24 protein-coding genes are annotated in these 23,285 nt (G+C 63.8%); 17 read left to right on the top strand and 7 right to left on the bottom strand.

The window, feature by feature from the left end:
- The first annotated feature begins 1 nt into the window (after position 1).
- The gene (gene ltaE, locus LK540_RS17700; protein ID WP_229438630.1) at positions 2-1,030 is read left to right on the top strand and encodes a low-specificity L-threonine aldolase; all 1,029 of its coding nucleotides are present in this window, start codon (positions 2-4) and stop codon (positions 1,028-1,030) included.
- Positions 1,030-1,773, top strand: coding sequence for an RNA pseudouridine synthase (locus LK540_RS17695; RefSeq protein ID WP_229438629.1), 744 nt, complete (start codon positions 1,030-1,032; stop codon positions 1,771-1,773). The genes ltaE and LK540_RS17695 overlap by 1 nt, the downstream gene beginning before the upstream one ends.
- On the opposite strand, the gene LK540_RS17690 is transcribed toward LK540_RS17695, so the two are convergent.
- Entirely contained in the window at positions 1,746-2,600 is an 855-nt protein-coding gene (locus tag LK540_RS17690) for a CPBP family intramembrane glutamic endopeptidase (RefSeq protein WP_229438628.1), read from the bottom strand. The two genes, LK540_RS17695 and LK540_RS17690, sit on opposite strands and share 28 nt — an antisense overlap.
- 188 nt (positions 2,601-2,788) lie before the next feature.
- Between LK540_RS17690 and LK540_RS17685 the strand changes: the two genes are divergently transcribed.
- The gene (locus LK540_RS17685) at positions 2,789-3,145 is read left to right on the top strand and encodes a hypothetical protein (protein WP_229438627.1); all 357 of its coding nucleotides are present in this window, start codon (positions 2,789-2,791) and stop codon (positions 3,143-3,145) included.
- Here LK540_RS17685 and LK540_RS17680 read toward each other — a convergent pair.
- From LK540_RS17680 to LK540_RS17665, 4 genes are read right to left on the bottom strand one after another with little or no spacing between them, the layout of a single operon-like run.
- Entirely contained in the window at positions 3,121-3,657 is a 537-nt protein-coding gene (locus LK540_RS17680; protein WP_229438626.1) for an RDD family protein, read from the bottom strand. The genes LK540_RS17685 and LK540_RS17680 overlap by 25 nt on opposite strands.
- Entirely contained in the window at positions 3,644-4,444 is an 801-nt protein-coding gene (locus LK540_RS17675; protein ID WP_229438625.1) for a DUF3106 domain-containing protein, read from the bottom strand. Before LK540_RS17675 ends, LK540_RS17680 begins: the two co-directional genes overlap by 14 nt.
- Positions 4,441-4,854: a DUF3619 family protein gene (locus tag LK540_RS17670; RefSeq protein ID WP_229438624.1), complete on the bottom strand. Its 414-nt coding sequence runs from the start codon at positions 4,852-4,854 to the stop codon at positions 4,441-4,443. Before LK540_RS17670 ends, LK540_RS17675 begins: the two co-directional genes overlap by 4 nt.
- The gene (locus tag LK540_RS17665; protein WP_229438623.1) at positions 4,851-5,420 is read right to left on the bottom strand and encodes an RNA polymerase sigma factor; all 570 of its coding nucleotides are present in this window, start codon (positions 5,418-5,420) and stop codon (positions 4,851-4,853) included. Before LK540_RS17665 ends, LK540_RS17670 begins: the two co-directional genes overlap by 4 nt.
- 224 nt (positions 5,421-5,644) lie before the next feature.
- Between LK540_RS17665 and LK540_RS17660 the strand changes: the two genes are divergently transcribed.
- The 9 genes from LK540_RS17660 to pssA all read left to right on the top strand — a co-directional run bounded on the left by LK540_RS17660 (position 5,645) and on the right by pssA (position 15,477).
- Positions 5,645-6,520, top strand: coding sequence for a TauD/TfdA family dioxygenase (locus LK540_RS17660; protein WP_229438719.1), 876 nt, complete (start codon positions 5,645-5,647; stop codon positions 6,518-6,520).
- Positions 6,521-6,532: 12 nt separating this feature from the next.
- On the top strand, positions 6,533-7,537 hold the full coding sequence (locus tag LK540_RS17655) for an ABC transporter substrate-binding protein (RefSeq protein ID WP_229438622.1): 1,005 nt from the start codon (positions 6,533-6,535) through the stop codon (positions 7,535-7,537).
- Position 7,538: 1 nt separating this feature from the next.
- Positions 7,539-8,366, top strand: a complete 828-nt coding sequence (locus LK540_RS17650) for an ABC transporter ATP-binding protein (protein WP_229438621.1) — start codon at positions 7,539-7,541, stop codon at positions 8,364-8,366.
- Complete coding sequence (locus tag LK540_RS17645) at positions 8,363-9,253, top strand: ABC transporter permease (RefSeq protein WP_229438620.1); 891 nt, start codon at positions 8,363-8,365, stop codon at positions 9,251-9,253. Before LK540_RS17650 ends, LK540_RS17645 begins: the two co-directional genes overlap by 4 nt.
- A 643-nt stretch (positions 9,254-9,896) precedes the next feature.
- On the top strand, positions 9,897-11,636 hold the full coding sequence (locus tag LK540_RS17640; RefSeq protein ID WP_229438619.1) for an acetolactate synthase 3 catalytic subunit: 1,740 nt from the start codon (positions 9,897-9,899) through the stop codon (positions 11,634-11,636).
- Entirely contained in the window at positions 11,637-12,128 is a 492-nt protein-coding gene (gene ilvN, locus LK540_RS17635; RefSeq protein ID WP_229438618.1) for an acetolactate synthase small subunit, read from the top strand.
- Between the two features lie 176 nt (positions 12,129-12,304).
- Positions 12,305-13,321, top strand: a complete 1,017-nt coding sequence (gene ilvC, locus LK540_RS17630) for a ketol-acid reductoisomerase (RefSeq protein WP_229438617.1) — start codon at positions 12,305-12,307, stop codon at positions 13,319-13,321.
- 377 nt (positions 13,322-13,698) lie between these two features.
- Positions 13,699-14,469 (top strand): SIMPL domain-containing protein, encoded by a 771-nt coding sequence (locus LK540_RS17625; RefSeq protein ID WP_229438616.1) that lies wholly within the window; start codon positions 13,699-13,701, stop codon positions 14,467-14,469.
- Between the two features lie 141 nt (positions 14,470-14,610).
- Complete coding sequence (gene pssA, locus LK540_RS17620) at positions 14,611-15,477, top strand: CDP-diacylglycerol--serine O-phosphatidyltransferase (RefSeq protein WP_229438615.1); 867 nt, start codon at positions 14,611-14,613, stop codon at positions 15,475-15,477.
- A 59-nt stretch (positions 15,478-15,536) separates the two neighbouring features.
- On the opposite strand, the gene LK540_RS17615 is transcribed toward pssA, so the two are convergent.
- A complete protein-coding gene (locus LK540_RS17615) occupies positions 15,537-16,298 on the bottom strand; it encodes a hypothetical protein (protein WP_229438614.1) in 762 nt (253 codons plus the stop codon).
- A gap of 133 nt (positions 16,299-16,431) precedes the next feature.
- On the opposite strand from LK540_RS17615, the gene LK540_RS17610 reads away from it, so the two are divergent.
- The gene (locus LK540_RS17610; protein WP_229438613.1) at positions 16,432-17,319 is read left to right on the top strand and encodes an alpha/beta hydrolase; all 888 of its coding nucleotides are present in this window, start codon (positions 16,432-16,434) and stop codon (positions 17,317-17,319) included.
- 19 nt (positions 17,320-17,338) lie between these two features.
- Here the strand turns inward: LK540_RS17610 and LK540_RS17605 are convergent, their stop codons facing one another.
- Positions 17,339-17,836 (bottom strand): hypothetical protein, encoded by a 498-nt coding sequence (locus LK540_RS17605; RefSeq protein ID WP_229438612.1) that lies wholly within the window; start codon positions 17,834-17,836, stop codon positions 17,339-17,341.
- Between the two features lie 184 nt (positions 17,837-18,020).
- Here LK540_RS17605 and rpsO point away from each other — a divergent pair, with 184 nt between their 5' ends.
- The 4 genes from rpsO to LK540_RS17585 all read left to right on the top strand — a co-directional run bounded on the left by rpsO (position 18,021) and on the right by LK540_RS17585 (position 23,282).
- The gene (gene rpsO / locus LK540_RS17600) at positions 18,021-18,290 is read left to right on the top strand and encodes a 30S ribosomal protein S15 (protein ID WP_229438611.1); all 270 of its coding nucleotides are present in this window, start codon (positions 18,021-18,023) and stop codon (positions 18,288-18,290) included.
- Positions 18,291-18,461: 171 nt separating this feature from the next.
- Positions 18,462-20,564, top strand: coding sequence for a polyribonucleotide nucleotidyltransferase (gene pnp / locus LK540_RS17595; protein ID WP_229438610.1), 2,103 nt, complete (start codon positions 18,462-18,464; stop codon positions 20,562-20,564).
- Positions 20,565-21,023: 459 nt separating this feature from the next.
- Positions 21,024-22,250, top strand: coding sequence for a DUF1444 family protein (locus LK540_RS17590; protein WP_229438609.1), 1,227 nt, complete (start codon positions 21,024-21,026; stop codon positions 22,248-22,250).
- Between the two features lie 171 nt (positions 22,251-22,421).
- Positions 22,422-23,282 (top strand): STAS domain-containing protein, encoded by an 861-nt coding sequence (locus LK540_RS17585; protein WP_229438608.1) that lies wholly within the window; start codon positions 22,422-22,424, stop codon positions 23,280-23,282.
- Positions 23,283-23,285 lie beyond the last annotated feature (3 nt).

Here is a 23,285-nt window from a genome sequence, read left to right as displayed (position 1 = left end):
GATGAGCGAACAACACTGGATCGACCTGCGTAGCGACACCGTCACCCAACCCTCGCAAGCCATGCGCGCCGCGATGGCCGCCGCCGACGTCGGCGACGACGTCTACGGCGACGACCCCACCGTCAACCGCCTGCAGGAACACGCAGCCGAGTTGTTCGGCTATGAAGCCGGCATGTTCGCGCCGAGCGGCACGCAGACCAATTTGATCGCGCTGATGACCCACTGCGGCCGCGGCGACGAATACCTGGTCGGCCAGGAAGCCCATACCTACAAGTACGAAGGCGGCGGCGCCGCCGTGCTGGGTTCGATCCAGCCGCAGCCGATCGCCAACCAGGCGGACGGTTCGATCGCGCTGGCCGACATCGAGGCCTACATCAAGCCCGACGACATGCACTTCGCGCGCACACGCCTGCTGGCGCTGGAAAACACCATCGGCGGCCGCGTGCTGAGCCAGGAATACATCGCTGCAGCGACCACGCTGGCGCACGTGCGTGGCCTGGCCACCCACCTCGACGGCGCGCGCATCTGCAACGCCGCCGTCAAGCAGAACATCGGCCTGCGCGAAGCGGTGCTCGGTTTCGACACCGTGTCGGTCTGCCTGTCGAAAGGCCTGGGCGCGCCGGTCGGTTCGGTGCTGCTGGGGCCGAAGGCCTTTATCGAGCAGGGCAAGCGCTGGCGCAAGATGCTGGGCGGCGGCATGCGCCAGGCCGGCGTCATCGCCGCGGCTGCGCTGTACGCGCTCGAGCACAACGTGCAGCGCCTGGCCGACGACCACGACAACGCCGCCGCGCTGGCGCGTGGCCTGTCCGAGATCGAAGTCCTGAACGTGGGCACCCCGCAGACCAACATCTTCTGGCTCGACGTGCCGGCTGCCGCCTGCGATCCGCTGCGCAAAGCACTGCTTGAAGCGGGCATCCGCGCCACGGTCGGCCCGCGCATGCGCATCGTGACGCATCTGGATGTGTCGGCCGCCGATGTCGACCGCACGATCGGCGCCTTCAAATCCTTCTTCAAGAACTGGCAGGCGTAATGGTTGAACAGAAGTCCGCGGAAGGCATCCGCCTGGCCAAGCGCGTGGCCGAACTGGTGCCGTGTTCGCGCGCCGAAGCCGAGCGCTACATCGCCGGCGGCTGGGTCAGCGTCGACGGCGCGGTGCAGGAGGACCCGGCCACGCGCGTGAACCCTGGCCAGCAGGTCGTGCTGCTGCCGAACGCTCGCGCCGAGGAACCGGCGCCGGTGACGATCCTGCTGCACAAGCCCTCGGGCGCGAATGCCGGCGTCGGCATGCGTGGCGCGAATGCGCTGGAGTGCGTGACGGCGGAATCGCTGGTGGCCACCCACGGCGCGCCGCGCTTCCTGAAGCGCCACCTGGCGCGCCTGACCCTGTGCACGCCGCTGGAAACCGATGCCAGCGGCCTGGTCGTCTACACCCAGGACTTCCGCGTGGCGCGCAAGCTGGTCGACGATGCGGTGCGTGTGGAATACGAATACGTGGCCGAGGTCGACGGCGGCATCAAGGACGGCGGCCTGGCACTGCTGAACCATGGCTTGACCTTCAACCGCAAGCCGATCGCACCGATGAAGGTCAGCTGGCAGAGCGAAGGGCGCCTGCGCTTTGCGGCCAAGGGCGTGGTGCCGGGGCAGATCGAGCACATGTGTGCGGAAGTCGGCCTGACGCTGATCGAGCTGAAACGCCTGCGCGTGGGGCGCATGCCGATGGCGGGACTGGCTGAAGGGCAGTGGCGCTATCTGGCGGAGTACGAGCGGTTCTGAGCCGGGTGCCCGGCTTGGCCAATGACAGCGTGCCGGTAACGGAAAAACGCGCGCAGGAGCAAGGCGCTGCTGACCAGGAATACGGCCAGTTCCAGCGTCCAGGCGCTGGGCTGGTCCAGGTGCGCCGGGGTCCGTGCCAGCAGTTGCCAACCCGGGTTTTCCAGCACCAGAACGCCGGCGTTGAAAGCGGCATGGATGGCGATGCAGAGCAGCAGCGAGCCTGACGCCATGTACAGGTAAGCCAGGGCGAAGGCAAACACCAGGGTGCTCACCAAATACAGCCTGGGATAGTGGAGCAGGGTGAACAGGCAGCTGCTGAAGATTGCTGCCGCATGCATGCCCTTCGTTTTTCTCAGCGTGCCGACCAGCAGCGCGCGGAAGAAGAATTCCTCGACGATCGGTACGAGCACCACCATCTTCAAGGTCATCGCGACCCACTCACTGAAGCGGTAAGAAATTGGTGGCGCATCGGCATGAAACGCCCACTGCGCGTATGCCAACGCGGGATTAAACTGCGCCACGATCAGGGTCTCAACAGCGCCCTCGCTCCAGGCAAAGGCCAGCAATAGCAGCCCGTAACATACTGCCTGGAGCAGCGCCTGCGGCTGCGGAGTCGCTCCCGTCAGCTGCGCCAGGCCGGCGGGACGCAGCTTGAAAACGAACGCAGGTATCCAGAACAGCAAAGCAAACCCGGCCACCTGCGCGAGCCAGCGCAGGACCATGTGCTCGTCCTGGGTGGCCGAAGTGCCTGCAAAAAACGACGACAGCGTGCCGCGCAAAAGCAGGCTGAGTGCAAGGACGGCGAGCAAGGCGCGGAGCGTCATCATTGCCTTACTTTAAGTTCTTGTAGATCGGAATTGTTCGAGAGCCGGAACGTTTTGCGTTAGCTCAATTGGTCCGTTGTCGGCATGGCGACGCAAGCCGGCATCATGGAGAGCGCTTTGATTTGCCTCAGCACTTCACCCAAAAGAAATAGACTCACGTAATTGATTGAATTAACTTCAGTCAATGAGCCGTGACGTTTGTTGTTCCTGTTGATATCCGTGCTGGCGCGGCAGGAAAAAGCCAGCATCTGAAGCGAGCGGAACTGAGTATGAAAACGCAATGCAAAGCTGCATCGTTTTGCCTGGTCCTGGCGGCGGTTGTGCTTGCCGTCCATCGCGAAGCCGCCGCCTTGTTGGCCGCATCGATGGCGCTGCATCTGTATGCGCTCACCACCTGGCGCGCAAGTTGGTACGGGTATGAGGGCGCCGCCGCAGGATCATTGACCCGCCTGCTCAAGCGCCGTTACCAAGTTTCGCTGGGCGGCGTGCTGTGCGCAGTAGCCGGGATGCTGTTGCTGGGAGGTTACTTTGTCTTTGCTTTCGCCTGAGCCTTCTGCGCCTTCGGCAGCGCAATCAGGCGCGTGCCGGCGATCCGGTCGTGCAGGAACTGGCGGTCCTTGTCGAGAAAGGCCGTCAGCGCCCAGGCCACCATGCCGGCCGACAGCAGGATTGCCCACTCCTTGAAATGATGCAAATCGAGCAGGGCGCCGATGGCCAGTGCCGGCGCGAACCAGCCCCAGGCCAGCAGGTAGCGGATCGCCGCATTCCTGAACGGCACTTTCGCATGTCCTACCTTGACCACCTTGATGCGCCAGGTTTTCATGGCCAGCGTAAAGCCGGCGCCGCGCCAGGAGTGCACGAAATAAAGGCCGGTCACCAGGAACAGGAAAGCCATCAGGCCGGCGCGCCAGGCCGGTTCCTGGCGGTTGCCGGTGGCGAAAATGAAGATGAAAACGGCAAGCGCCTCGATGGCGGTGAGGAGGAAGGCCTCGTAGACCATCGCGATCAGGCGACGCTTGATGGTGGGCGTGCCGATCGCGGAAGGATTAGCCGTTTGCATTCGATAGCGTGGAAGTGGCTGCGGGATGGGCGCCGGGGGTGGTGGCGGCCGGCGCGGCCGGTTCGGTTGGCGCCGCGGCAGGCGTGGAAGAGGGCGCCGGCGCGGGAGCAGGCGCCGGCGAAGGAGCAGGCGCCGGCTGGGTGAGCGCCGGCGCGTTCGGCAGCGTGTTCGGCGCTTCCAGCGAGATGCAGGAGGCGCCACGGCGCGTGGTGCCGGGCGGGCAGCTGGTCGGCGTCACGATGGCCGGCTCGGTGGGCGTCGGCACGGCATCGGCCTTGCGCACCGGCGTGCGCGCCAGGCGCCGTTTCTGGTCGGTGCTCAGCTGCTTGTAGCTTTCCCAGGTCGCGGTTTTTTCGCCAGGGGCGAGCTTGCGCACCTTGCTGTAGTTTTCGCGCGCCAGGTTGCGCTCTTCGGGCGTGAGGCGGATCCACTCGCGCATCCGTTCATGCACGCGCTGCTGTTCCTGTGGGTTCATCGAGGCGAAGCGGCGCGACATTTCCAGCCACTTGCGCTTGCGCGCGCCATCCATGCCGTCCCACTCGGCCTGCAGCGGCGACAACGCCAGCTGCTGGGCACGGGTCAGGTCGCGCCACAGGGGTTTGTCGAGGATCACCGGACCGCTCTTGCCGGCATTGCCCGCCGGGGCGGCGCCGGTGGCACTGGCCGACACTGCATCGGCATCGACGATGCTCCACCGCTCGGAAATGGCCCAGGCCGCAACGGCGGCAAGCGCCACCGCCACGGCTGCCATCCAGGCGCGGCGGGGTGTCGAGGTGCGTTTCGTCATTGGCGGCGCTGTTGCGACTCCACATAGGCATTGAAGCCGTGGTCGAGGTAGGCCGTCAGCGGCAGCTCGTCGGCCAGCACGGCCGCGTCGAGCTCGGCCAGTTCGGCGATCTGCTGCTGTTGTTCATATTGATACACGCCGCCCAGGCCGACGACCAGGGCCAGCAGCGGCACCGCGACCGCCAGGCGGCCCAGCGCGGCATTCGAAAACAGCGAATTGACATCGAACCAGCTGCGGCGCCAGTCTTTTTTCGCGAATGGCGCGGTGCTTGCAGCGTCCGGCTTCTTGCGCGACAGCGCCAGCGCGCGTGCGGCGGCCAGGCGCTCGGTGGTGGAAGCCGGCAGCGCGTCGAGATTCTCGTTCAAGGCGTGGCGCAGCTTGTACGCCAGGTTGATGTCGTCGGTATTCATAGTTTAATTCCCTTGGCCCGCAGGGCATCGGCAAGCGCATGTGTCGCGCGCGAGCAGTGCGTTTTGACGCTGCCCTCGGAACAGCCCATCGCTAAGGCCGTTTCGGCCACGTCCATATCCTGCCAGTAACGCATAAGGAAGGCTTCGCGTTGACGCGTTGGGAGCTTTTGTATTTCCGCTTCGATCAGGCGCAAGGTTTGTGCCCGCTCGACCTGGTCCATGCTCGACTCGGCCGCGGCCGACCCTTCTTCCGCCTCGTACGCGTTGAGTATATCAAAGTCCTCATCGCCCTCATCCTTGCGGCCGAAGCCCGAGAAGAGGCTGACCCAGGTGTTGCGCACCTTTTCGCGGCGGAAGTAATCGAGGATGGTGTTCTGCAGGATGCGCTGGAACAGCATCGGCAGTTCGGCGGGCGGCTTGTCGCCGTATTTTTCGGCGAGCTTGATCATCGCGTCCTGCACGATGTCGAGCGCGGCCTCGTCCTTGCGCACGGCGTACACGGCTTGCTTGAAAGCGCGCCGTTCGACATTCTCGAGGAAGTCGTTGAGTTCTTTGTCTGTCGCCATGCGATGAAAGGGGGTGATGCGCGCAGGTACTTGGCCTGTGCTTTATGGAAAACTGTCGAATCCTAGCAAAAAACCACCGGCTATGCACCGGAATTGCTCAGTCCGGCCTTTTCAGGGGGCGTGGCTGTCTTGTCAAAAACTGCATGACGATAGTCGAAATGATTCGTTGTCGCGCCAAGGGGGCGTGGCTAAGCTGAGTTGAACGATTATTCATCTTGACTGCCATGCCACTCGACACTACCCAGCGCCAGGACTTCGACATCCGGCCCCTGAACGCCCCGCTCGGCGCCGAAGTCCTCGGCCTCGACCTCTCCCGCCCCATCGGCACCGCCGACCTGGCGCGCGTGCACCGCGCCCACCTCGACCACCACGTGCTGGTGTTCCGCGATACCGCCATCACGCCGGCCCAGCAGGTCGACTTCAGCCGCCGCTTCGGCGAGCTGCAGATCCACGTGCTGCGCCAGTTCCAGCTGGCCGGCCACCCGGAAGTGCTGGTCATCTCGAACATCCGTGAAAACGGCGAGCCGATCGGCCTGGGCGACGCCGGCCACCTGTGGCATTCGGATCTCTCTTATAAAGCCACGCCCAGCCTGGGCTCGATGCTGCACGCGCAGGAACTGCCGGCGGATGGCGGCGACACCCTGTTCGCCAACCAGCACCTGGCCTGGGACACGCTGCCTGGCTGGCTCAAACGCGAAGTCGAGCATGCCCAGGCCGAGCACAGCTACCTGGCGCGCTACGAAGACCTGCGCAAGCTGAACCCGTGGCGGCCGAAGCTGACGCAAGCCCAGATCGACGAAGTGGTGCCGGTGCGCCACCCGGTGGTGCGCACGCATCCGGAAACCGGCCGCCGCGCACTGTTCGTCAGCGAGCATTTCACCACGCGCATCGTCGGTATTCCCGAAGAGCGCAGCCGCGCGCTGCTCGACGCCCTGTTCGAGCACAGCACCCGGCCCGAATTCATCTACCGCCACCAGTGGAAAGCCGGCGACATGGTGTTCTGGGATAACCGCTCGCTGATGCACCTGGCCGCCGGCTGCCCGCCCGACCAGCGCCGCAAGCTGTACCGCACGACCATCGCGGGCGACGTCCCGTTCTGACCAGGAGAATCCATGTTCAAGTTGTCGAAAGCCGCTGCCTTGCTGGCAGCCCTGTCCCTGGTCGCGTCCGCATCGGCCCATGCCGAAGGCAAGATCCGCATCGCCGAGCAGTTCGGCGTAGTCTACCTGCTGCTGAACGTGGCGCAGGACCAGAAGCTGATCGAAAAACACGGCAAGAGGCAGGGCGTCGACATCGACGTCGACTGGATCAAGCTGTCCGGCGGCGCCGCCACTAACGATGCGCTGTTGTCGAACTCGGTCGACGTAGTCGGCGCCGGGCTCGGCCCGCTGCTCACGGTCTGGGACCGCACGGCAGGTAAACAGAACGTGCGCGCCGTGGCCTCGCTCGGCAGTTTTCCGTATTACCTGATCAGTACCAACCCGGCCGTGAAGTCGATTGCCGACTTCGGACCGAAAGACCGCATCGCGCTGCCGGCGGTGACGGTGTCGGTGCAGGCGCGCATCCTGCAGATGGCGGCGGCCAAGCAGTGGGGCGAAGCCCAGTTCCGCAAGCTCGATCCGCTGACCCAGGCCTTGCCACACCCGGACGCCACCGCCGCCGTCATTGCGGGCAAGACCGAGATCAACGCCCACTTCGCGAATCCGCCTTTCCAAGAGCAGGAGCTGGCCGGTAATCCGAACGCGAAGATCGTGCTCGATTCCTACCAGGTGCTCGGCGGGCCGAGCTCGGCCACGGTGCTGTACGCCACCGAGAAATGGGTGAAGGAGAACCCGAAGACCTACCGCGCCTTCCTCGATGCGCTGGTGGAAGCGGCCCAGCTGGCGTCGACCAACCCCGAAGCTGCGGCCGATGCCTACCTGCGGGTGAACAAGAACAGCATCGACCGTGCCCTGCTGGTGAAAGTGATCAAGAACCCGAAGGTGCAGTTCAGCGTGGCGCCGCAGAACACGTTGGGCTTGGCGCAGTTCCTGCACCAGGTGGGAGCGATCCGCAAGAAGCCGGAAAGCTGGCGCGATTACTTCTTCACGCATCCGGCCCTGGACAAGGGGAGCTGACGTGAACCTGCCCACCCTGCAAGTTGTCCCGCAAGGCCCGCTGCTGCGCGCCGAGCACGTGACGATCGAGTACGCCGGCGAGCACGGCACCGTGCGCGCTACCGAGGACGTGAGTTTCGACGTGCACCGCGGCGACCGTTTTGTCTTGCTCGGGCCTTCGGGCTGCGGCAAGTCGACCTTGCTGAAGGCGGTGGGCGGTTTCATCGCACCGCGCGCGGGCAGTTTGCGCCTGGGTGGGAAACCCATCACGGCGCCGGGGCCGGACCGCATCGTCGTGTTCCAGGAATTCGACCAGCTGCCGCCGTGGAAGACGGTGGAAGCAAACGTGATGTTTCCGCCGCTGGCCGGCGGCATGAAGAAGCCGGAGGCCCGCGAACGCGCCCGCCACTGGCTGGGCAAGGTCGGGCTGGCGCGCTTTGCCGACGCTTATCCGCACACGCTGTCGGGCGGCATGAAGGCGCGGGTGGCGATTGCCCGTGCATTGGCCATGCAGCCGGAAATCCTGCTGATGGACGAACCCTTCGCCGCGCTCGACGCACTCACGCGCCGCAAGATGCAGGAAGAGTTGCAGGCGCTGTGGGAAGAGATCGGCTTCACGATGCTGTTCGTGACCCACTCGATCGAAGAAGCGCTGGTGGTAGGGAACCGCATCCTCTTGCTGAGTCCACACCCGGGCCGCGTGCGTGCGGAACTCAACAGCCACCAGTTCGACCTTGGCAGTGCCGGCAGCGTTGAATTCCAGACGGCGAACGAACGGATTCACCGGCTGCTGTTCGGCGATGCTGCTTCCCCATCCACCGTTTCCACTCCCGCCTACGCACACCCATGAGCGCATTCCGCGAACCGCCGATCCGTCCCGAATACGAACTGGCCTTGCCGCTGCCCAGCCTGGGTGGTGCGCCGCTCGGGCCGTCCGCCCACCCCGCGCCTGCCCATCGGTCTGTCTTTGGCGAGCTGGCCTGGCTGCGCAAGGCGGCGCTGTTGCTGGTGCTGGCCGTGATCTGGGAAGCGCTAGCGCGCTGGTACGACAACGATCTGCTGCTGCCGACGGCGCTGGCCACGGGCAGGGCGCTGGTCGACGGCATCGTGAGCGGAGAACTGTTCGGCTATGTGGGCGTGTCGTTCGCGGTGCTGGCGCAAGGGTATGTGATGGGTATTGCCGGCGCCTTTTTGCTGACCTGGCTGGCGGTGTCGAACCGCGTGGGGCGCGAGCTGATTGAGACGCTGACCTCGATGTTCAATCCGCTGCCGGCGATTGCGCTCTTGCCGTTGGCGCTGCTGTGGTTCGGGCTGGGCAAGGGTTCGCTGATCATGGTGCTGATGCATTCGGTGATGTGGCCGCTGACCTTGAATGCCTGCGCGGGTTTTCGCGCGGTGCCGGAAACGCTGCGCATGGCGGGGCGTAACTATGGGCTGGGTGGGTTGCGGCTGGTGCTGCAGATTTTGATTCCGGCGGCGCTGCCGGCGATTTTGTCGGGGTTGAAGATTGGGTGGGCGTTTGCGTGGCGCACGCTGATTGCGGCGGAGCTGGTGTTCGGCACGACTTCGGGGCAGGGCGGGTTGGGGTGGTTCATTTTCCAGAGCCGCAATGAACTGTTTACGGACAAGGTGTTTGCGGGGCTGGCGGCGGTGATCATCATCGGGCTGGCGGTGGAGCAGGTGGTGTTCCAGACGCTGGAGCGGGTGACGGTGCGGCGGTGGGGGATGCAGCGGTAGATTGAGCTTTACATATGGTGGGTTCGAGAACCCACCCTACGTGCTCGACTATATTGGGCTTGTACCGCGTGGACACAGGTGTCCACCCTACAACGGCGGGGGGCGTAGGGTGGACCGGGCCGCGCGAGGCACCCGTGTCCACGCTGTCTCATTGCGCGCACCTTGGCAAACTCGCTCGTAGGGTGGGTTCTCGAACCCACCATTCCAGACGCCCGCCCACCCCGCAGCGCACCATCCCAGTGCACCCAATCCCACAACCGAGCACATCCTCTACTCGGCAAATTGTTTCTTTCTTTTTATCTTGACCAAAATGGTGCAACGCAGTAAGGTGTTCCTTACGCTTTGCACCCCCGAAGCTTCACCGTCATCCCTTCCGGCACACAACGTCGGACTGTTTGACACGCTTTCATTTGTAGGCAGTTTGCTCCAACCCGCGCCACAAGCGCGAGAGATGCGTCGAGCCGCTACAGACACTCAGCCAAACGAGTTGCGTTTTGCGTCGTTGTGAACGGTATCTGCCGATACCCGGATCGAACGCCGTGCGCGCAGAAAGAAGGGAAGCTGGAGCGCTGTGGGGCAAACCGTATTTCGTTAGGAACGAGCATCCGATCAATCTCCCTATGGGTCTTGAAAGGAACGATTCATGAATAACGAAGCATCAGGCCAGGGATCTGCCCAGATCACCGGCGCTGAAATCGTCGTCCGATGTCTGGCCGAGGAGGGCGTCAAGCATGTCTTCGGTTACCCCGGCGGCGCAGTCCTCTATATCTACGACGCCATCTTCAACCAGGACAAGTTCCAGCACGTCCTGGTCCGCCACGAGCAGGCAGCCGTGCACGCGGCCGACGCCTATTCGCGCAGCTCCAACACCGTCGGCGTCGCCATCGTCACTTCCGGTCCGGGCGTGACGAATGCCGTCACCGGCCTGTCCACCGCCTACATGGATTCGGTCCCGATGGTCGTGATTTCCGGCCAGGTGCCGAGCCACGCGATCGGCCAGGACGCCTTCCAGGAATGCGACACCGTCGGCATCACCCGCCCCGTGGTCAAGCACAACTTCCTGGTCAAGGACGTGCGCGAACTGGCCACCACCATCAAGAAAGCCTTCTTCATCGCCCGCACCGGCCGTCCCGGTCCCGTGCTGGTCGATATCCCGAAGGACATCTCGATGCACAAGTGCGCCTACGACTACCCGCGCGAAATCGAGATGCGCTCGTACAAGCCGGTCGACAAGGGCCATGCCGGCCAGATCCGCAAGGCCGTGCAGCTGCTGCAGCAGGCCGAGCGCCCGATGATCTATGCGGGCGGCGGCGTGATCCTGGCGAATGCCTCGCCCGAACTGAACCGCCTGGTCGACAAGCTCGGCGCGCCGGTCACCAACACCCTGATGGGCCTGGGCGGCTCGCGCTCGAGCAGCGAACATTTCGTCGGCATGCCCGGCATGCACGGCACCTACGAAGCCAACATGGCGATGCAGCACTGCGACGTGTTGATCGCCATCGGCGCCCGTTTCGACGACCGCGTGATCGGCAACCCGAAGCACTTCGCCAGCCATCCGCGCAAGATCATCCACATCGACATCGACCCGTCGTCGATCTCGAAGCGGGTGAAGGTCGATATCCCGATCGTCGGCAACGTGAAGGACGTGCTGACCGAGTTCCTGGCCCAGCTCGATACCGCCGGTGTACGCGCCAACCCGGACGCGCTGCGCAACTGGTGGAAGCAGGTCGACGAATGGCGCGGCCGCGACTGCCTGAAGTACGAGGATTCCAGCCTCGTCATCAAGCCGCAGTCGGTGGTCGAAAAACTCTGGAAGGTCACGAAAGGCGACGCCTTCATCACCTCCGACGTCGGCCAGCACCAGATGTGGGCCGCCCAGTACTACCCCTTCGACAAGCCGCGCCGCTGGATCAATTCCGGCGGCCTGGGCACGATGGGCGTGGGTCTGCCGTACGCCATGGGCGTGCAGATGGCGAACCCGGATGCGACGGTCGCCTGCGTCACCGGCGAAGGCTCGATCCAGATGTGCATCCAGGAGCTCGCCACCTGCAAGCAATACCACCTGACGCCAAAGATCATCCTCTTGAACAACCGCTTCCTCGGCATGGTGCGCCAGTGGCAGCAGATCGACTACGGATCGCGCTATTCCGAGTCCTACATGGACTCTTTACCGGACTTCGAGAAGCTGGCCGAGGCTTACGGCCACGTCGGCATGCGCATCGAGAAGCCGGGCGACGTCGAGGGCGCGCTGGTGGACGCCTTCAACATGAAGGACCGCCTCGTGTTTATGAACTTCATCACCGACCAGAGCGAGAACGTCTGGCCGATGGTCAAGGCGGGCAAGGGCCTGTCTGAAATGCTGCTCGGCTCGGAGGACCTGTAAATGAGACACATCATCTCGGTTCTTCTGGAGAACGAAGCCGGTGCTTTATCTCGCGTCGTTGGTTTGTTCTCCGCACGCGGCTACAACATCGAAACCCTGACCGTGGCGCCGACCGAAGACGCGACCCTGTCGCGCATGACGGTGGTCACCACCGGCTCGGACGACATCATCGAGCAGATCACCAAGCACCTGAACCGCCTGATCGAGGTGGTGAAGGTGGTCGATCTCACCGAAGGCCAGCACATCGAGCGCGAGCTCATGCTGATCAAGGTGAGGGCGGTCGGCAAGGAGCGCGAAGAGTTGAAGCGCACCGCCGACATCTTCCGCGGCCGCATCATCGACGTCACGGAAAAGACCTACACGATCGAACTGACCGGCGCCAAGAGCAAGCTCGACGCCTTCATCGATGCCATCGACCGCAGCTCCATCCTCGAAACCGTCCGCACCGGCGGCTCCGGCATCGGGCGCGGCGAACGGATCTTGAAGGTCTGATTCGTCATCGGCTCTGACGAAACGGCGACCGTAAGGTGGGCCGGGCCGCGCTAGGCACCCCGTGCCCACGCGTAACGCCCGATCCGCCACCTGCCGCACAAAACGAACAACGCCGCCTGCACACCACCTGCGGCACAAAAGAACATCCACTTACCTGAAAAGCACTGGACAAAAAAATGAAAGTTTTCTACGACAAAGACTGCGACCTCTCCCTCATCAAAGGCAAGAACGTCGCCATCATCGGCTACGGCTCGCAAGGCCACGCCCACGCGCAAAACCTGTCCGAGTCCGGCATCAACGTCACTGTCGGCCTGCGCCGCGGCGGCGCGTCCTGGAACAAGGTCGAGCAAGCCGGCCTGAAGGTCGCCGAAGTCGACGAGGCGGTGAAAAACGCCGACGTCATCATGATCCTGCTCCCGGACGAAAACATCGCCCAGGTCTACAAGGAAAACGTCGAGCCGAACGCCAAGCAGGGCGCCGTGCTGGCCTTTGCCCACGGCTTCAACGTCCACTACGGCCAGGTCGTGCCGCGCGCCGACCTCGACGTCATCATGATCGCGCCGAAAGCCCCGGGCCACACCGTGCGCAACACGTATAAACAGGGCGGCGGCGTGCCGCACCTGGTCGCGGTCTACCAGGACAAATCCGGCGCCGCGCGCGACATCGCCCTGTCGTATGCCATGGCCAACGGCGGCGGCCGCGCCGGCATCATCGAAACCAACTTCCGCGAAGAGACCGAGACCGACCTCTTCGGCGAACAGGCCGTGCTGTGCGGCGGCACCGTCGAACTGATCAAGGCCGGCTTCGAGACCCTGGTGGAAGCGGGCTATGCGCCGGAAATGGCTTATTTTGAATGCCTGCACGAACTGAAGCTGATCGTCGACCTGATCTACGAAGGCGGCATCGCCAACATGAACTACTCGATCTCGAACAACGCCGAGTATGGCGAATACGTGACCGGGCCGAAGGTCGTCACCTCGGCCACCAAGGATGCGATGCGCCAGTGCCTGAAGGACATCCAGACCGGCGAGTACGCGAAGAGCTTCATCCTCGAGAACAAGGCCGGGGCGCCGACGCTGATCTCGCGCCGCCGCCTGACGAGCGAGCACCAGATCGAGGAAGTCGGCGCCAAGCTGCGCGCGATGATGCCGTGGATTGCGAAGAACAAGCTGGTGGATCAGTCGAAGAACTAACGGTCTGTGTTAGCGGGAACCGTACGGTGGGCACTCCGTGCCCACGCGGTACGCACGTTTCCTTGCACCGTTGGCGGAACCGACTCGCTCGTGGTGCATGCGATGGCCACGAACCTCTTTGGGGGGCGTGGCCGTTGTTGATTTCGCGGGCGAGTAGTCACCGTTATCGGTGCAAGGATGCGCACGTAACCGCGTGGGCACGGGGTGCCCACCGTACGGTCACCGTTGCGACAAGGGACATCGTTTCGACAGACGATAAGACACAGGGGTAACCAATCTCCGAACTTTGCAACTTTCCATTACAAAATCACTCTATCTAGGAACGGGACGGTATCGTATAAGTCATGCACACATGCATTCCTTATAGGAGAAAACCGATGTCCCTTCCAAAAATGATCCTCCTGGCCAGCCTGATGATGGCGTCCCACGTACAAGCGCAGACCGCGCCCGCGACCAGCATGCCCGCAACAAGCGGCACGGTCGTGGTCGTCCCCGCCACCGGCGAAGTGCGCGCGGCCAACGACCAGGCCATCGTCAGCTTCATTGTGGAAGAGCACGACAAGGACAAGCAGGCCGCCGCCGCCCGCGTCAACCGCAAGATGAAAGAGGGTACCGAGATCGTGCGCCGCGCCGATCCTAAGGCCGAGCTCAAGACCATGGGTTACTTCACCTATCCGGTCTATCCGGAACCGCCGGTGCAGCCGCTGCCGGCCACGCGCACCCCGGTGCAGCCGGTGCCGATCGGCTGGCGCGTCGGCCAGTACCTGGAAGTGAAAACCACCAACCTGGCCGAGCTGCAGAAAACTGTCGCCTCCGCCCAGAAGGTTCTGTCGATCAACAACATCAGCTTCGGCCTCAGCCCGGCCCTGGAAAAGCGCCTGGATGACCAGCGCATCGCCGAAACCTACCGCAACCTGAACGAGCGCATCGTCTCGATCGCGCGCGCCATGGGCCGCCAGCCGGGCGACGCGACCCTGGACGTGGTCGACTTCGAAGGCTCGGGCAATTACGTGCAGAACGAAGCGCGGCCCGCGGCGCCGATGATGATGCGCGCCAAAGGCGTGGCCGACGAGATGCCGGAGCCGAGCTTCGAACCGGGCGAAACCACGCTGCAGATGCGCCTGGTCGGCAAGGTGAAGTTCAAGTAAATCCGCGACCGGCAGGCGTGCCGGCAAGCCCGGCCGCCTGCATGACGACATTCCCAATAGTATCCGTTCGCTAACAAGCCGTCCTCGCCTCTATAATGCGGGGAACGGCGCTCGATCGCGCAGCTTTGAATACGGACAACTATGCCAGCCTTCCCACGACGCAAAAAAAACGGAGGGGCGCCGCGCGCGCCACGATTCTCCCGCCTCAGGCGCTTCGGACGCCGGGCCGAGGACAAGCAGAAGCAGCGCGGCCGCGGCATCTACCTGCTGCCGAATGCATTCACGACCGGCGCCCTGTTCTGCGGTTTTTACGCGATCGTGATGGCCATGAACCAGCGTTTCGACTACGCCTGCTGGGCCGTGTTCGTGGCCATGGTGCTCGACGGCCTGGACGGCCGCGTGGCGCGCCTGACGAATACCCAGTCCGAGTTCGGCGCCCAGTACGATTCCCTGTCCGACATGGTCTCGTTCGGCGCGGCGCCGGCCCTGGTCATCTACGAATGGTCGCTGCGCGGTCTCGGCAAGCTGGGCTGGATCGCGGCGTTCGTGTATTGCGCCGGCGCCGCACTGCGCCTGGCCCGCTTCAACACCAACATCGAAGTCGTCGACAAGCGCTTCTTCCAGGGCTTGCCCAGCCCGGCGGCGGCGGCGCTGGTGGTCGGCTTCATCATGTTCATGACCGACCCGGACATCAACATCAGCGCGCGCCAAGTCGACTGGGTGAGCTGGTGCATCGCCGTGTTCGCCGGCCTGACCATGGTCTCGAACGTGCCGTTCTACAGCTTCAAGGACGTGAATTTCCGCAAGTCGGTGCCCTTCATCGTCGTGTTCCTGATCGTGCTGGCCTTTGCGCTGGTGGCAAGCGACCCGACCAAGGTGCTGTGGCCGATCTTCGTGCTGTACGGCCTGTCGGGCTATGCGGTGTACGTCCTGCAGCGCGCCAAGGGCAAGCCGGTCAGCATCATCCCGACCGACGACGATCCGCTCGACGACACGCGGCTGCGCTGAGCGTTCAGGCTGGAACAAAAAACGGCGCGTGCGATACGCGCCGTTTTTATTTTAAGCGCTCAATTCCATTTCTGGGTGGTCGCCGGACCCCAGTCGGGGTCGCAGTTGGTTTTCTTCGGCTTGATGCCATCGCGCATGGTATCAATACCGTCCGGCGCGTGGTTCGATTCGTAGGTGACGCAATAGGTGCCGGCTGCACCGACCACGCGGTAGCGCCTGCGTCCGTAGCCGCCCGGGTCGAGCACTTCCGTGACTTTTGGCGCTTCATACCACTTGTTCGGCACCAGGTCGGCGGCCTCGGCGATGCCTTTGGACAGCTTCATCTGCGCCGTGACCACCGGCGCCACGATGCCGCGCGTCGGGTTTTCCTTGCGCAGGGCGCGATCGGCGCCGCCGGCGGCAGCGCGCGCCCGTTCCAGCATGCTGCCGGATGCCGCCGGAGCGGGGACGTCGCTGGCCACCGTTGGCGCCGCTTCGGCGGCGGCTGCTTCCGCAGGCGCTTCCGCGGTCACCTTTCCCACAGGCGGGGTCATGCCGGCCGCCTGCCTAGGCGCCTGCTGTGCCGCTGCCGGCGTGGCGCCGCGCCGCAGCGTTGGCGGCGACGTTTCCCGCGCCGGGCCGGCAGAGGCGGGTTCGGCTGAGGGAGCAGAGGAGGGCGTGGAAAGCAGCCGCACCACCATGGCCTCGGGCGTCGTGGTGTCAAGTGCAGGCGTCGTCCGTGACAATTGCCACATGGCCAGCAGCATGGCGTGCACGGCCAGCGAGATCCCGATCCCGGCAACCTGGCGTGGCCGGTGCGGCAAAGCGTATGTGTTATCCATGAGGTAACAGTATAGGACCGAAACATTCGTCTGAATCATTTGTATGCCTGAACCGTAAATATCGGGCTGTCATATGCAAAAAAAGCATGCCAGCCGGATATACTGGACTCATCTTTCCTGCAACGTAGACGCCATGTTCCGACCCTTGACCTTCCTGTCCGTCCTGGCCCTGGCAGTTCTGGCCGCCAGCCTGTCCGCTTGTTCTCCCCTGAAACTGGTGAATGCCGTTTCCCCCGATGGCGACGCGCGCGCCACCAGCGCCATCCACTACGGCAATGGCGAGCGCCAGAAACTCGATGTCTACCAGCCGGCAGCGCAGGCCGGAGCAGCGCCGGTCATCGTGTTCTTTTATGGCGGGAACTGGGTAAGCGGCAAGCGCGAGGACTATGCCTTTGTCGGCCAGGCACTGGCGAAGCGTGGCTACGTCGTGGTGGTGCCCGATTACCGGCTGTATCCGGAAGCGCGCTATCCCGACTTCCTCGACGATTCCGCCCAGGCCGTGGCCTGGACCACGCGCGAAATCGCCAAGTACGGCGGCGACCCGAAGCGCCTGTTCGTGATGGGCCACAGCGCCGGCGCCTACAACGCGGCCATGCTGGCGCTGGACAAGCGCTGGCTCGGCAAGCAGGGCGTTAGGCCGGATGCGCTGCGCGGCTGGATCGGCCTGGCCGGTCCCTACGATTTCCTGCCGGTACAGAACAAGACCACGCGCCCGGTATTCAACTACCCGGACACGCCACCGGATTCGCAGCCGGTACGGCATGTGAGCGCCGGCGCGCCGCCGGCCCTGTTGATTGCCGCCTACGAGGACAAGACCGTCAACCCGGTCCGCAACACCGGCGCCCTGGCCATGCGCCTGCGCGAGAAGCACGTGCCGGTGCGCGAGCTGTACTACGACGGCGTCAGCCACGCCACCCTGGTGGCCTCGCTGTCGCGCGCGCTGCACACGCTGGCGCCGACGCTCGACGCGATCGACGACTTCGTGCGCAGCGACGGGGGGCGCCAGGCTGCTGCGCGTTAGGCGCGGTTGACGATTTGAATTACCAGCTGAAGCGTTCGCGCGGCTCGAACATCGGATCGGGCCCATTCTGCATCAGGCGCACGATGCCGGCCTGGTCGAAGTGCACGTGCATCAGTGAATTCCACACGCCCGCTTCCTTGTAGCGGTAAGACCAGACCTCGTAGTTGTGCATGGCGACGCCCGAGCGTTCGGCCGGGCGCCCGATGGTGCGCAGGACGTCGGCCTTGGTGGCTTTGTCGATCTTGATCGTCGCAAACTTCTCGCCGGTGAGCACCTGTTCGTAGGAGAGCAACCGCGCATCCGGCCCGATATGGGCCATCCAGGTGAACTGGCCCATCGGCCCGGTGGCGTATTCGAGCATCTGGCCGCCGTCGGCGGCGGGGTAGGTACTCGTCGGCTGGCCCAGCTTGGCAGTAACGGCCGCCACCGGCTCGCCGACATTCGGCGCCTCGCGCAGGAAGGGGCCGGTGCAACCGCCCAGCACGATTGCCGCACACAGCGTTGCCATTTTTATCATTTTGTGCATCATTCACCTCGCATCATTGCCATGAACGCCATGATGCCCCAGCTTTGCGATGGCAAACGCTGGTGACGCCAACTGTTTTCGCATATACTGGCGGGTCTGTCCGTTTTGGGCAGAATTTTGAACAATCACGGTGCGTTGGGTTGCGACTCTTGCACCGCATGTGAAAGGTAACATCATGTCCGTAGAAAACATCAACAAAGCCGCGATCATCGCGGACAACGCTCGTGGCCAGAACGACACCGGCTCGCCGGAAGTGCAAGTTGCACTGCTGACCGCACACATCAACGAACTGAACGGTCACTTCAAGACCCACCAGAAAGACCACCACTCGCGCCGCGGCCTGATCCGTATGGTCAACCGTCGCAAGAGCCTGCTGGCTTACCTGAAGGCCAAAGACCTGAACCGTTACCGTGACCTGATCGCCAAACTCGGCCTGCGTAAGTAATCTTTGCGCCAGTCGGTTTAGCTACGAAATGCCTGCGCCAGTTCTTGCTGACGCGGGCATTTTTTGTTTGCGCATTCCCGTTTTTGAAGTAAAGCGCCGCATTCCGGGGCGTCAGTAATGAGGTGAACGACAGCTCCTGAAAATCTGTCGGCAAATAGAAAGGGATTACCCATGTTTAATAAAGTATCGAAAACCTTCCAGTACGGCCAACACAGCGTCACCCTGGAAACTGGTGAAATCGCCCGTCAGGCATCCGGCGCCGTCATGGTGTCGGTCGAAGACACCGTCGTGCTGGCTACCGTGGTCGCAAAGAAAGACGCGAAGCCGGGCCAGGACTTCTTCCCCCTGACCGTCGACTACATCGAGAAAACGTATGCAGCCGGTAAAATCCCGGGCGGCTTCTTCAAGCGCGAAGGCCGTCCTTCCGAAAAGGAAACCCTCACCTCGCGCCTGATCGACCGTCCGATCCGCCCGCTGTTCCCGGAAGGCTACCTGAACGAAGTCCAGGTCATCATCCACGTGCTGTCGGTCAACCCTGAAATCGATCCGGACATCCCGGCGATGATCGGCGCCTCGGCTGCCCTGGCCGTGTCCGGCATCCCGTTCAGCGGCCCGATCGGCGCCGCCCGCGTCGGCTACGCGAATGGCCAGTTCATCCTGAACCCGACCACCACCCAGCTGAAGACCTCGCAGATGGACCTGGTCGTTGCCGGTACCGAAACCGCCGTCCTGATGGTGGAATCGGAAGCCCAGCAACTGTCGGAAGAAATCATGCTGGGCGCGGTCGTCTACGGCCACGACCAGATGAAGGCCGTCATCGACGCCATCCACGACCTGGTGGCCGAAGGCGGCAAGCCGGAAGTCGAGTGGACCGCTCCGGCCAAGAACGAAACCCTGATCGGCCAGGTGGCCGCCCTGGCCGACGCGAAAATCCGCGATGCCTACCAGACCCGCGAAAAATCGGCGCGCCAGCAAAAGCTGAAGTCGCTCTCCAGCGAAGTCCTGGCCGCACTTGGCGAGCAGGGCGTGCAGGCTGACGCCGCCGAAGTCGGCAACATCCTGTTCGACATGGAAGCCAAGGTCGTGCGATCGCAGATCCTGGAAGGCGAGCCACGCATCGACGGCCGCGACACCCGCACCGTGCGTCCGATCTCGATCCGCACCAGCGTGCTGCCGCGTACCCACGGCTCGGCCCTGTTCACCCGCGGCGAAACCCAGGCGCTGGTCATCGCCACCCTCGGCACCGCACGCGACAGCCAGAAGATCGACGCGCTGATGGGCGAGTACACCGACGACTTCATGATGCACTACAACATGCCTCCGTTCGCCACCGGCGAAACCGGCCGTGTGGGCACCCCGAAGCGCCGCGAAATCGGCCACGGCCGCCTGGCCAAGCGCGCACTGGTCGCGGCTCTCCCTTCGCAGGAAGAGTTCTCGTACTCGGTGCGCCTGGTGTCGGAAATCACCGAATCGAACGGTTCCTCGTCGATGGCATCGGTCTGCGGCGGCTGCCTGGCACTGATGGACGCCGGCGTGCCGATGAAGGCGCACGTCGCCGGCATCGCGATGGGCCTGATCAAGGAAGGCGGCAAGTTCGCGGTCCTGACCGACATCCTGGGTGACGAAGACCACCTGGGCGACATGGACTTCAAGGTCGCCGGCACCGCGCAAGGCATCACCGCGCTGCAGATGGACATCAAGATCCAGGGCATCACCAAAGAAATCATGCAGGTGGCACTGGCGCAAGCCAAGGAAGGCCGCCAGCACATCCTGGCCGAAATGCAGAAGGCCGTGCCGACCGTGAAGACCGAACTGTCGGACTTCGCACCGCGCCTGATCACCATCAAGATCAATCCGGAGAAGATCCGTGACGTGATCGGCAAGGGCGGCGCCGTCATCCGCGCGCTGACCGAAGAGACCGGCACGCAAATCGACATCACCGACGAAGGCATCGTGACCATCGCCTCGGTCGACGCCGCCGCCGGCCAGGAAGCCAAGCGCCGCATCGAAGAGCTGACCGCATCGGTCGAAGTGGGCAAGACCTACGACGGCACCGTGCTCAAGCTGCTGGACTTCGGCGCGATCGTGCAAGTCATGCCTGGTAAAGATGGCCTGCTGCACATCTCGCAGATCGCCAACGAGCGTGTGAACGCCGTTGCCGACTACCTGAAAGAAGGCCAGCAAGTGCGCGTGAAGGTGCTGGAGACCGACGAGCGTGGTCGCCTGAAGCTGTCGATGAAGGCGGCTGATCCGGCTGAGGCTGCAGCGCAGTAATCAGTTATCAGGCGGCCCTGCCGCTTCGATTATAAAAACCGCCAGTGCGTGAGCCTGGCGGTTTTTTTATGGGCGCTCGATATGCCGGTACTTTGACGATGAATGGCGGCGGTAACCGTAGGGTGGGCACTCCGTGCCCACGCGGAACAATGAGCATTGTTAGGGTTTGATGGATCGAAACCGTGGCATCCCTGCGGCGGTCGCAAGAGCGTCTCGCTAGCGCTTGCATCCATGCTTGAGGTCCCGGAGCGAATAGTCGCTGCCGCCGGCAAAAGGACGCGCACGTAACCGCGTGGGCACGGAGTGCCTAGCGCGGCCCGGCCCACCCTACGGGTAGCTGTACGTTTGATTCAAGTTGCGCAGCCATGCGGGTGGTCCAAGAGCGCGCGTACGATTGACGATGGACGCCATGCCCCCGGCCCTCTACACTGCCGAGCTATCGCCATCTCGGAGCACACCGTGGGAATCCTCGACCTTTTCTTCCGCAAGCCCTCGCCTGAAAAATTCGCCCAGATCGCCATGCAGGCGGCCAGGGAGCGCGGTCATCAAGGCCCGATGGAATTCGACGCCCCCAACTTCCGCATCCTGATGTCCGGCGCCGAGGGCGGCGCCGTCAACCTGCATAACTTCTACCACGACTATTGCCAGGCCTCGCGCGCCGGGCGTCGCGCCGTCGTCGACAAGTATGCGAACCTGTTCGTTCCGACCGATATCCCGGATACCTTCGAAGCAGTAAAACGCAACCTGCTGCCCGTGCTGCGTACCGGCGCCTTCCTCCAGGCGGCCCAGCTCGGCCCGCTGGCGGACGCCGCCCCGAACACCGGCTTCGCAGCAAGCGACTTCAGCCTCGATACCGTGATGCTGCTGGCCTGGGACACCGAGCACCTGACCCGCGTCCTCGACACCAGCCAGCTCGACAAATGGGGCGTGGCGAAGGAAGCCGCCAGCGCCATCGCCCTCGACAACCTGCGCGACCTGGCGGCCGAGCAATTCGTCCAAATCGGCGCCAACCACTTTGCCAGCGACTGGAACGACGCCTACGATTCCTCGCGCATCCTGCTGCCCGACCTGGTGCACCGCGTGGCCGGCCAGCATCCGGTCGTGATGATCCCGACGCGCGGGCGCATGCTGCTGTCGGCCTCGCACGACCGCGAAGACCTGCTGACCCTGGTGACCTATGCGCAGTCGGCCATCCAGACCGAAGGGCGGCGCGTGTCGACCCTGATGTACGAGTACGTCGACGGCAAGGCGGTCCGGTATCTGCCGGCCGACGAAGAGGTGGCGCGCAAGCTGGCCGATTTGCGGCGCATGGCGCTGCAGGAAGACTACGCCGAGCAGAAAACCCTGCTCGACCAGCGCTACGAGAAGGATGGGACCGATGTCTTCGTTGCCACCTACATGCTGGTGAAGGGCGAGGACGAGCGCATCTTCAGTGTGTCGACCTGGACCGCCGGCGTCGAGGCGCTGCTGCCCGAGACAGACCGCATCGTCCTCGGCTACCTCGACGAGCCGGGCCGGGAAGGGCGGCGCTGGAACGTGGCCTGGGCCGACCTGGCCGCCGCCGCCGGCCACTTGATGGTGCCGCAGGAGGGCTTCCAGCTGCCGCGCTGGCGCGTGACCGCCTTCCCGGACGAGGCCTTGCTGACGGCGCTTCAGGCCAAGTCGGATGCGCTGGCGGCGGAATAAAAAACAGCCTGTCAATTGTGTATCTCCGCGCTTTTTCGTATGCACAAGCGTGCCGTGGTGAAAGTTGAATAGGTGTTATAGTTGGCCATTTTTCCAATCATGGGAGCGGTGCGTCCAACCGGCGCACACGACCCGGACCAATACTCCAAAAAACCGACCAAGGACGAAGAGATGACCACGAAGGACAACGCCGCCCGCATCAGCCAGCTCATCCAGGAACACGAAGCCGAGATCGGCTCGCAATGGATTGCGCAGCTCGAGGCGCTGACCGTGCGCGGCACTGCCAGCTCGAAGGCGCAACTGCGCGGCCACTGCCAGCAGTTCCTGGCTGCTTTCGCTGCCGCCACCCGCGCCGGCGAACTGGAAAACGTCGAGCATCGCTCGTGGGATGAAGTGCGCGACCTGCTGGCCGAGATTTCGTCCAGCCGCGCCAAGTCGGGCTCGACCCCGAGCGAAACCGCCACGTTTGTCTTCTCGCTGAAGCAGCCGATCTTCGCCCAGATGACCGCCGGTTTCGGCGGCGAGCCGGAAGCCCTGGCCGCCGCCTCGTGGTCGATCAGCACCCTGCTCGACAAGCTGGGCCTGTACACCATCGAAGTCTTCCAGAAGGCGAAAGACCAGATCATCGTGCGCCAGCAGCAGGAACTGCTGGAGCTGTCGACCCCGGTCGTGAAACTCTGGAACGGCATCCTGGCGCTGCCGCTGATCGGCACCCTGGATTCGGCGCGTACCCAGGTGGTGATGGAAAACATCCTGCAAAAGATCGTCGACACCGGCGCCATCATCGCCATCATCGACATCACCGGCGTGCCGACCGTCGACACCCTGGTCGCCCAGCACCTGATGAAGACCATCGCCGCCGCGCGCCTGATGGGCGCCGACTGCATCATCAGCGGCATCCGCCCGCAGATCGCACAGACCATCGTGCACCTGGGCGTGAACCTGGAAGACGTGATGACCAAGGCCACCCTGGCCGACGCCTTCGTGGTGGCGCTGGAGCGCACCGGTACCGCGCTGGTTGCCAAGGCATAAGCG

This window comes from Massilia sp. IC2-278 (genome assembly GCF_020708045.1).
Classification (GTDB): domain Bacteria; phylum Pseudomonadota; class Gammaproteobacteria; order Burkholderiales; family Burkholderiaceae_D; genus Telluria.
This window is presented reverse-complemented; position numbering and strand designations above follow the sequence as displayed.

Coding starts and splice junctions, on each gene's coding strand:
- LK540_RS17660 (WP_229438719.1), top strand. CDS start 5,645: ATGCCACTCGACACTACCCAGCGCCAGGACTTCGACATCCGGCCCCTG.
- LK540_RS17670 (WP_229438624.1), bottom strand. CDS start 4,854: ATGAATACCGACGACATCAACCTGGCGTACAAGCTGCGCCACGCCTTG.
- LK540_RS17640 (WP_229438619.1), top strand. CDS start 9,897: ATGAATAACGAAGCATCAGGCCAGGGATCTGCCCAGATCACCGGCGCT.
- ltaE (WP_229438630.1), top strand. CDS start 2: ATGAGCGAACAACACTGGATCGACCTGCGTAGCGACACCGTCACCCAA.
- LK540_RS17585 (WP_229438608.1), top strand. CDS start 22,422: ATGACCACGAAGGACAACGCCGCCCGCATCAGCCAGCTCATCCAGGAA.
- LK540_RS17690 (WP_229438628.1), bottom strand. CDS start 2,600: ATGATGACGCTCCGCGCCTTGCTCGCCGTCCTTGCACTCAGCCTGCTT.
- rpsO (WP_229438611.1), top strand. CDS start 18,021: ATGTCCGTAGAAAACATCAACAAAGCCGCGATCATCGCGGACAACGCT.
- LK540_RS17610 (WP_229438613.1), top strand. CDS start 16,432: ATGTTCCGACCCTTGACCTTCCTGTCCGTCCTGGCCCTGGCAGTTCTG.
- LK540_RS17605 (WP_229438612.1), bottom strand. CDS start 17,836: ATGATAAAAATGGCAACGCTGTGTGCGGCAATCGTGCTGGGCGGTTGC.
- LK540_RS17615 (WP_229438614.1), bottom strand. CDS start 16,298: ATGGATAACACATACGCTTTGCCGCACCGGCCACGCCAGGTTGCCGGG.
- LK540_RS17625 (WP_229438616.1), top strand. CDS start 13,699: ATGTCCCTTCCAAAAATGATCCTCCTGGCCAGCCTGATGATGGCGTCC.
- LK540_RS17645 (WP_229438620.1), top strand. CDS start 8,363: ATGAGCGCATTCCGCGAACCGCCGATCCGTCCCGAATACGAACTGGCC.
- LK540_RS17680 (WP_229438626.1), bottom strand. CDS start 3,657: ATGCAAACGGCTAATCCTTCCGCGATCGGCACGCCCACCATCAAGCGT.
- LK540_RS17675 (WP_229438625.1), bottom strand. CDS start 4,444: ATGACGAAACGCACCTCGACACCCCGCCGCGCCTGGATGGCAGCCGTG.
- LK540_RS17665 (WP_229438623.1), bottom strand. CDS start 5,420: ATGGCGACAGACAAAGAACTCAACGACTTCCTCGAGAATGTCGAACGG.
- LK540_RS17695 (WP_229438629.1), top strand. CDS start 1,030: ATGGTTGAACAGAAGTCCGCGGAAGGCATCCGCCTGGCCAAGCGCGTG.
- ilvC (WP_229438617.1), top strand. CDS start 12,305: ATGAAAGTTTTCTACGACAAAGACTGCGACCTCTCCCTCATCAAAGGC.
- LK540_RS17655 (WP_229438622.1), top strand. CDS start 6,533: ATGTTCAAGTTGTCGAAAGCCGCTGCCTTGCTGGCAGCCCTGTCCCTG.
- pssA (WP_229438615.1), top strand. CDS start 14,611: ATGCCAGCCTTCCCACGACGCAAAAAAAACGGAGGGGCGCCGCGCGCG.
- ilvN (WP_229438618.1), top strand. CDS start 11,637: ATGAGACACATCATCTCGGTTCTTCTGGAGAACGAAGCCGGTGCTTTA.
- pnp (WP_229438610.1), top strand. CDS start 18,462: ATGTTTAATAAAGTATCGAAAACCTTCCAGTACGGCCAACACAGCGTC.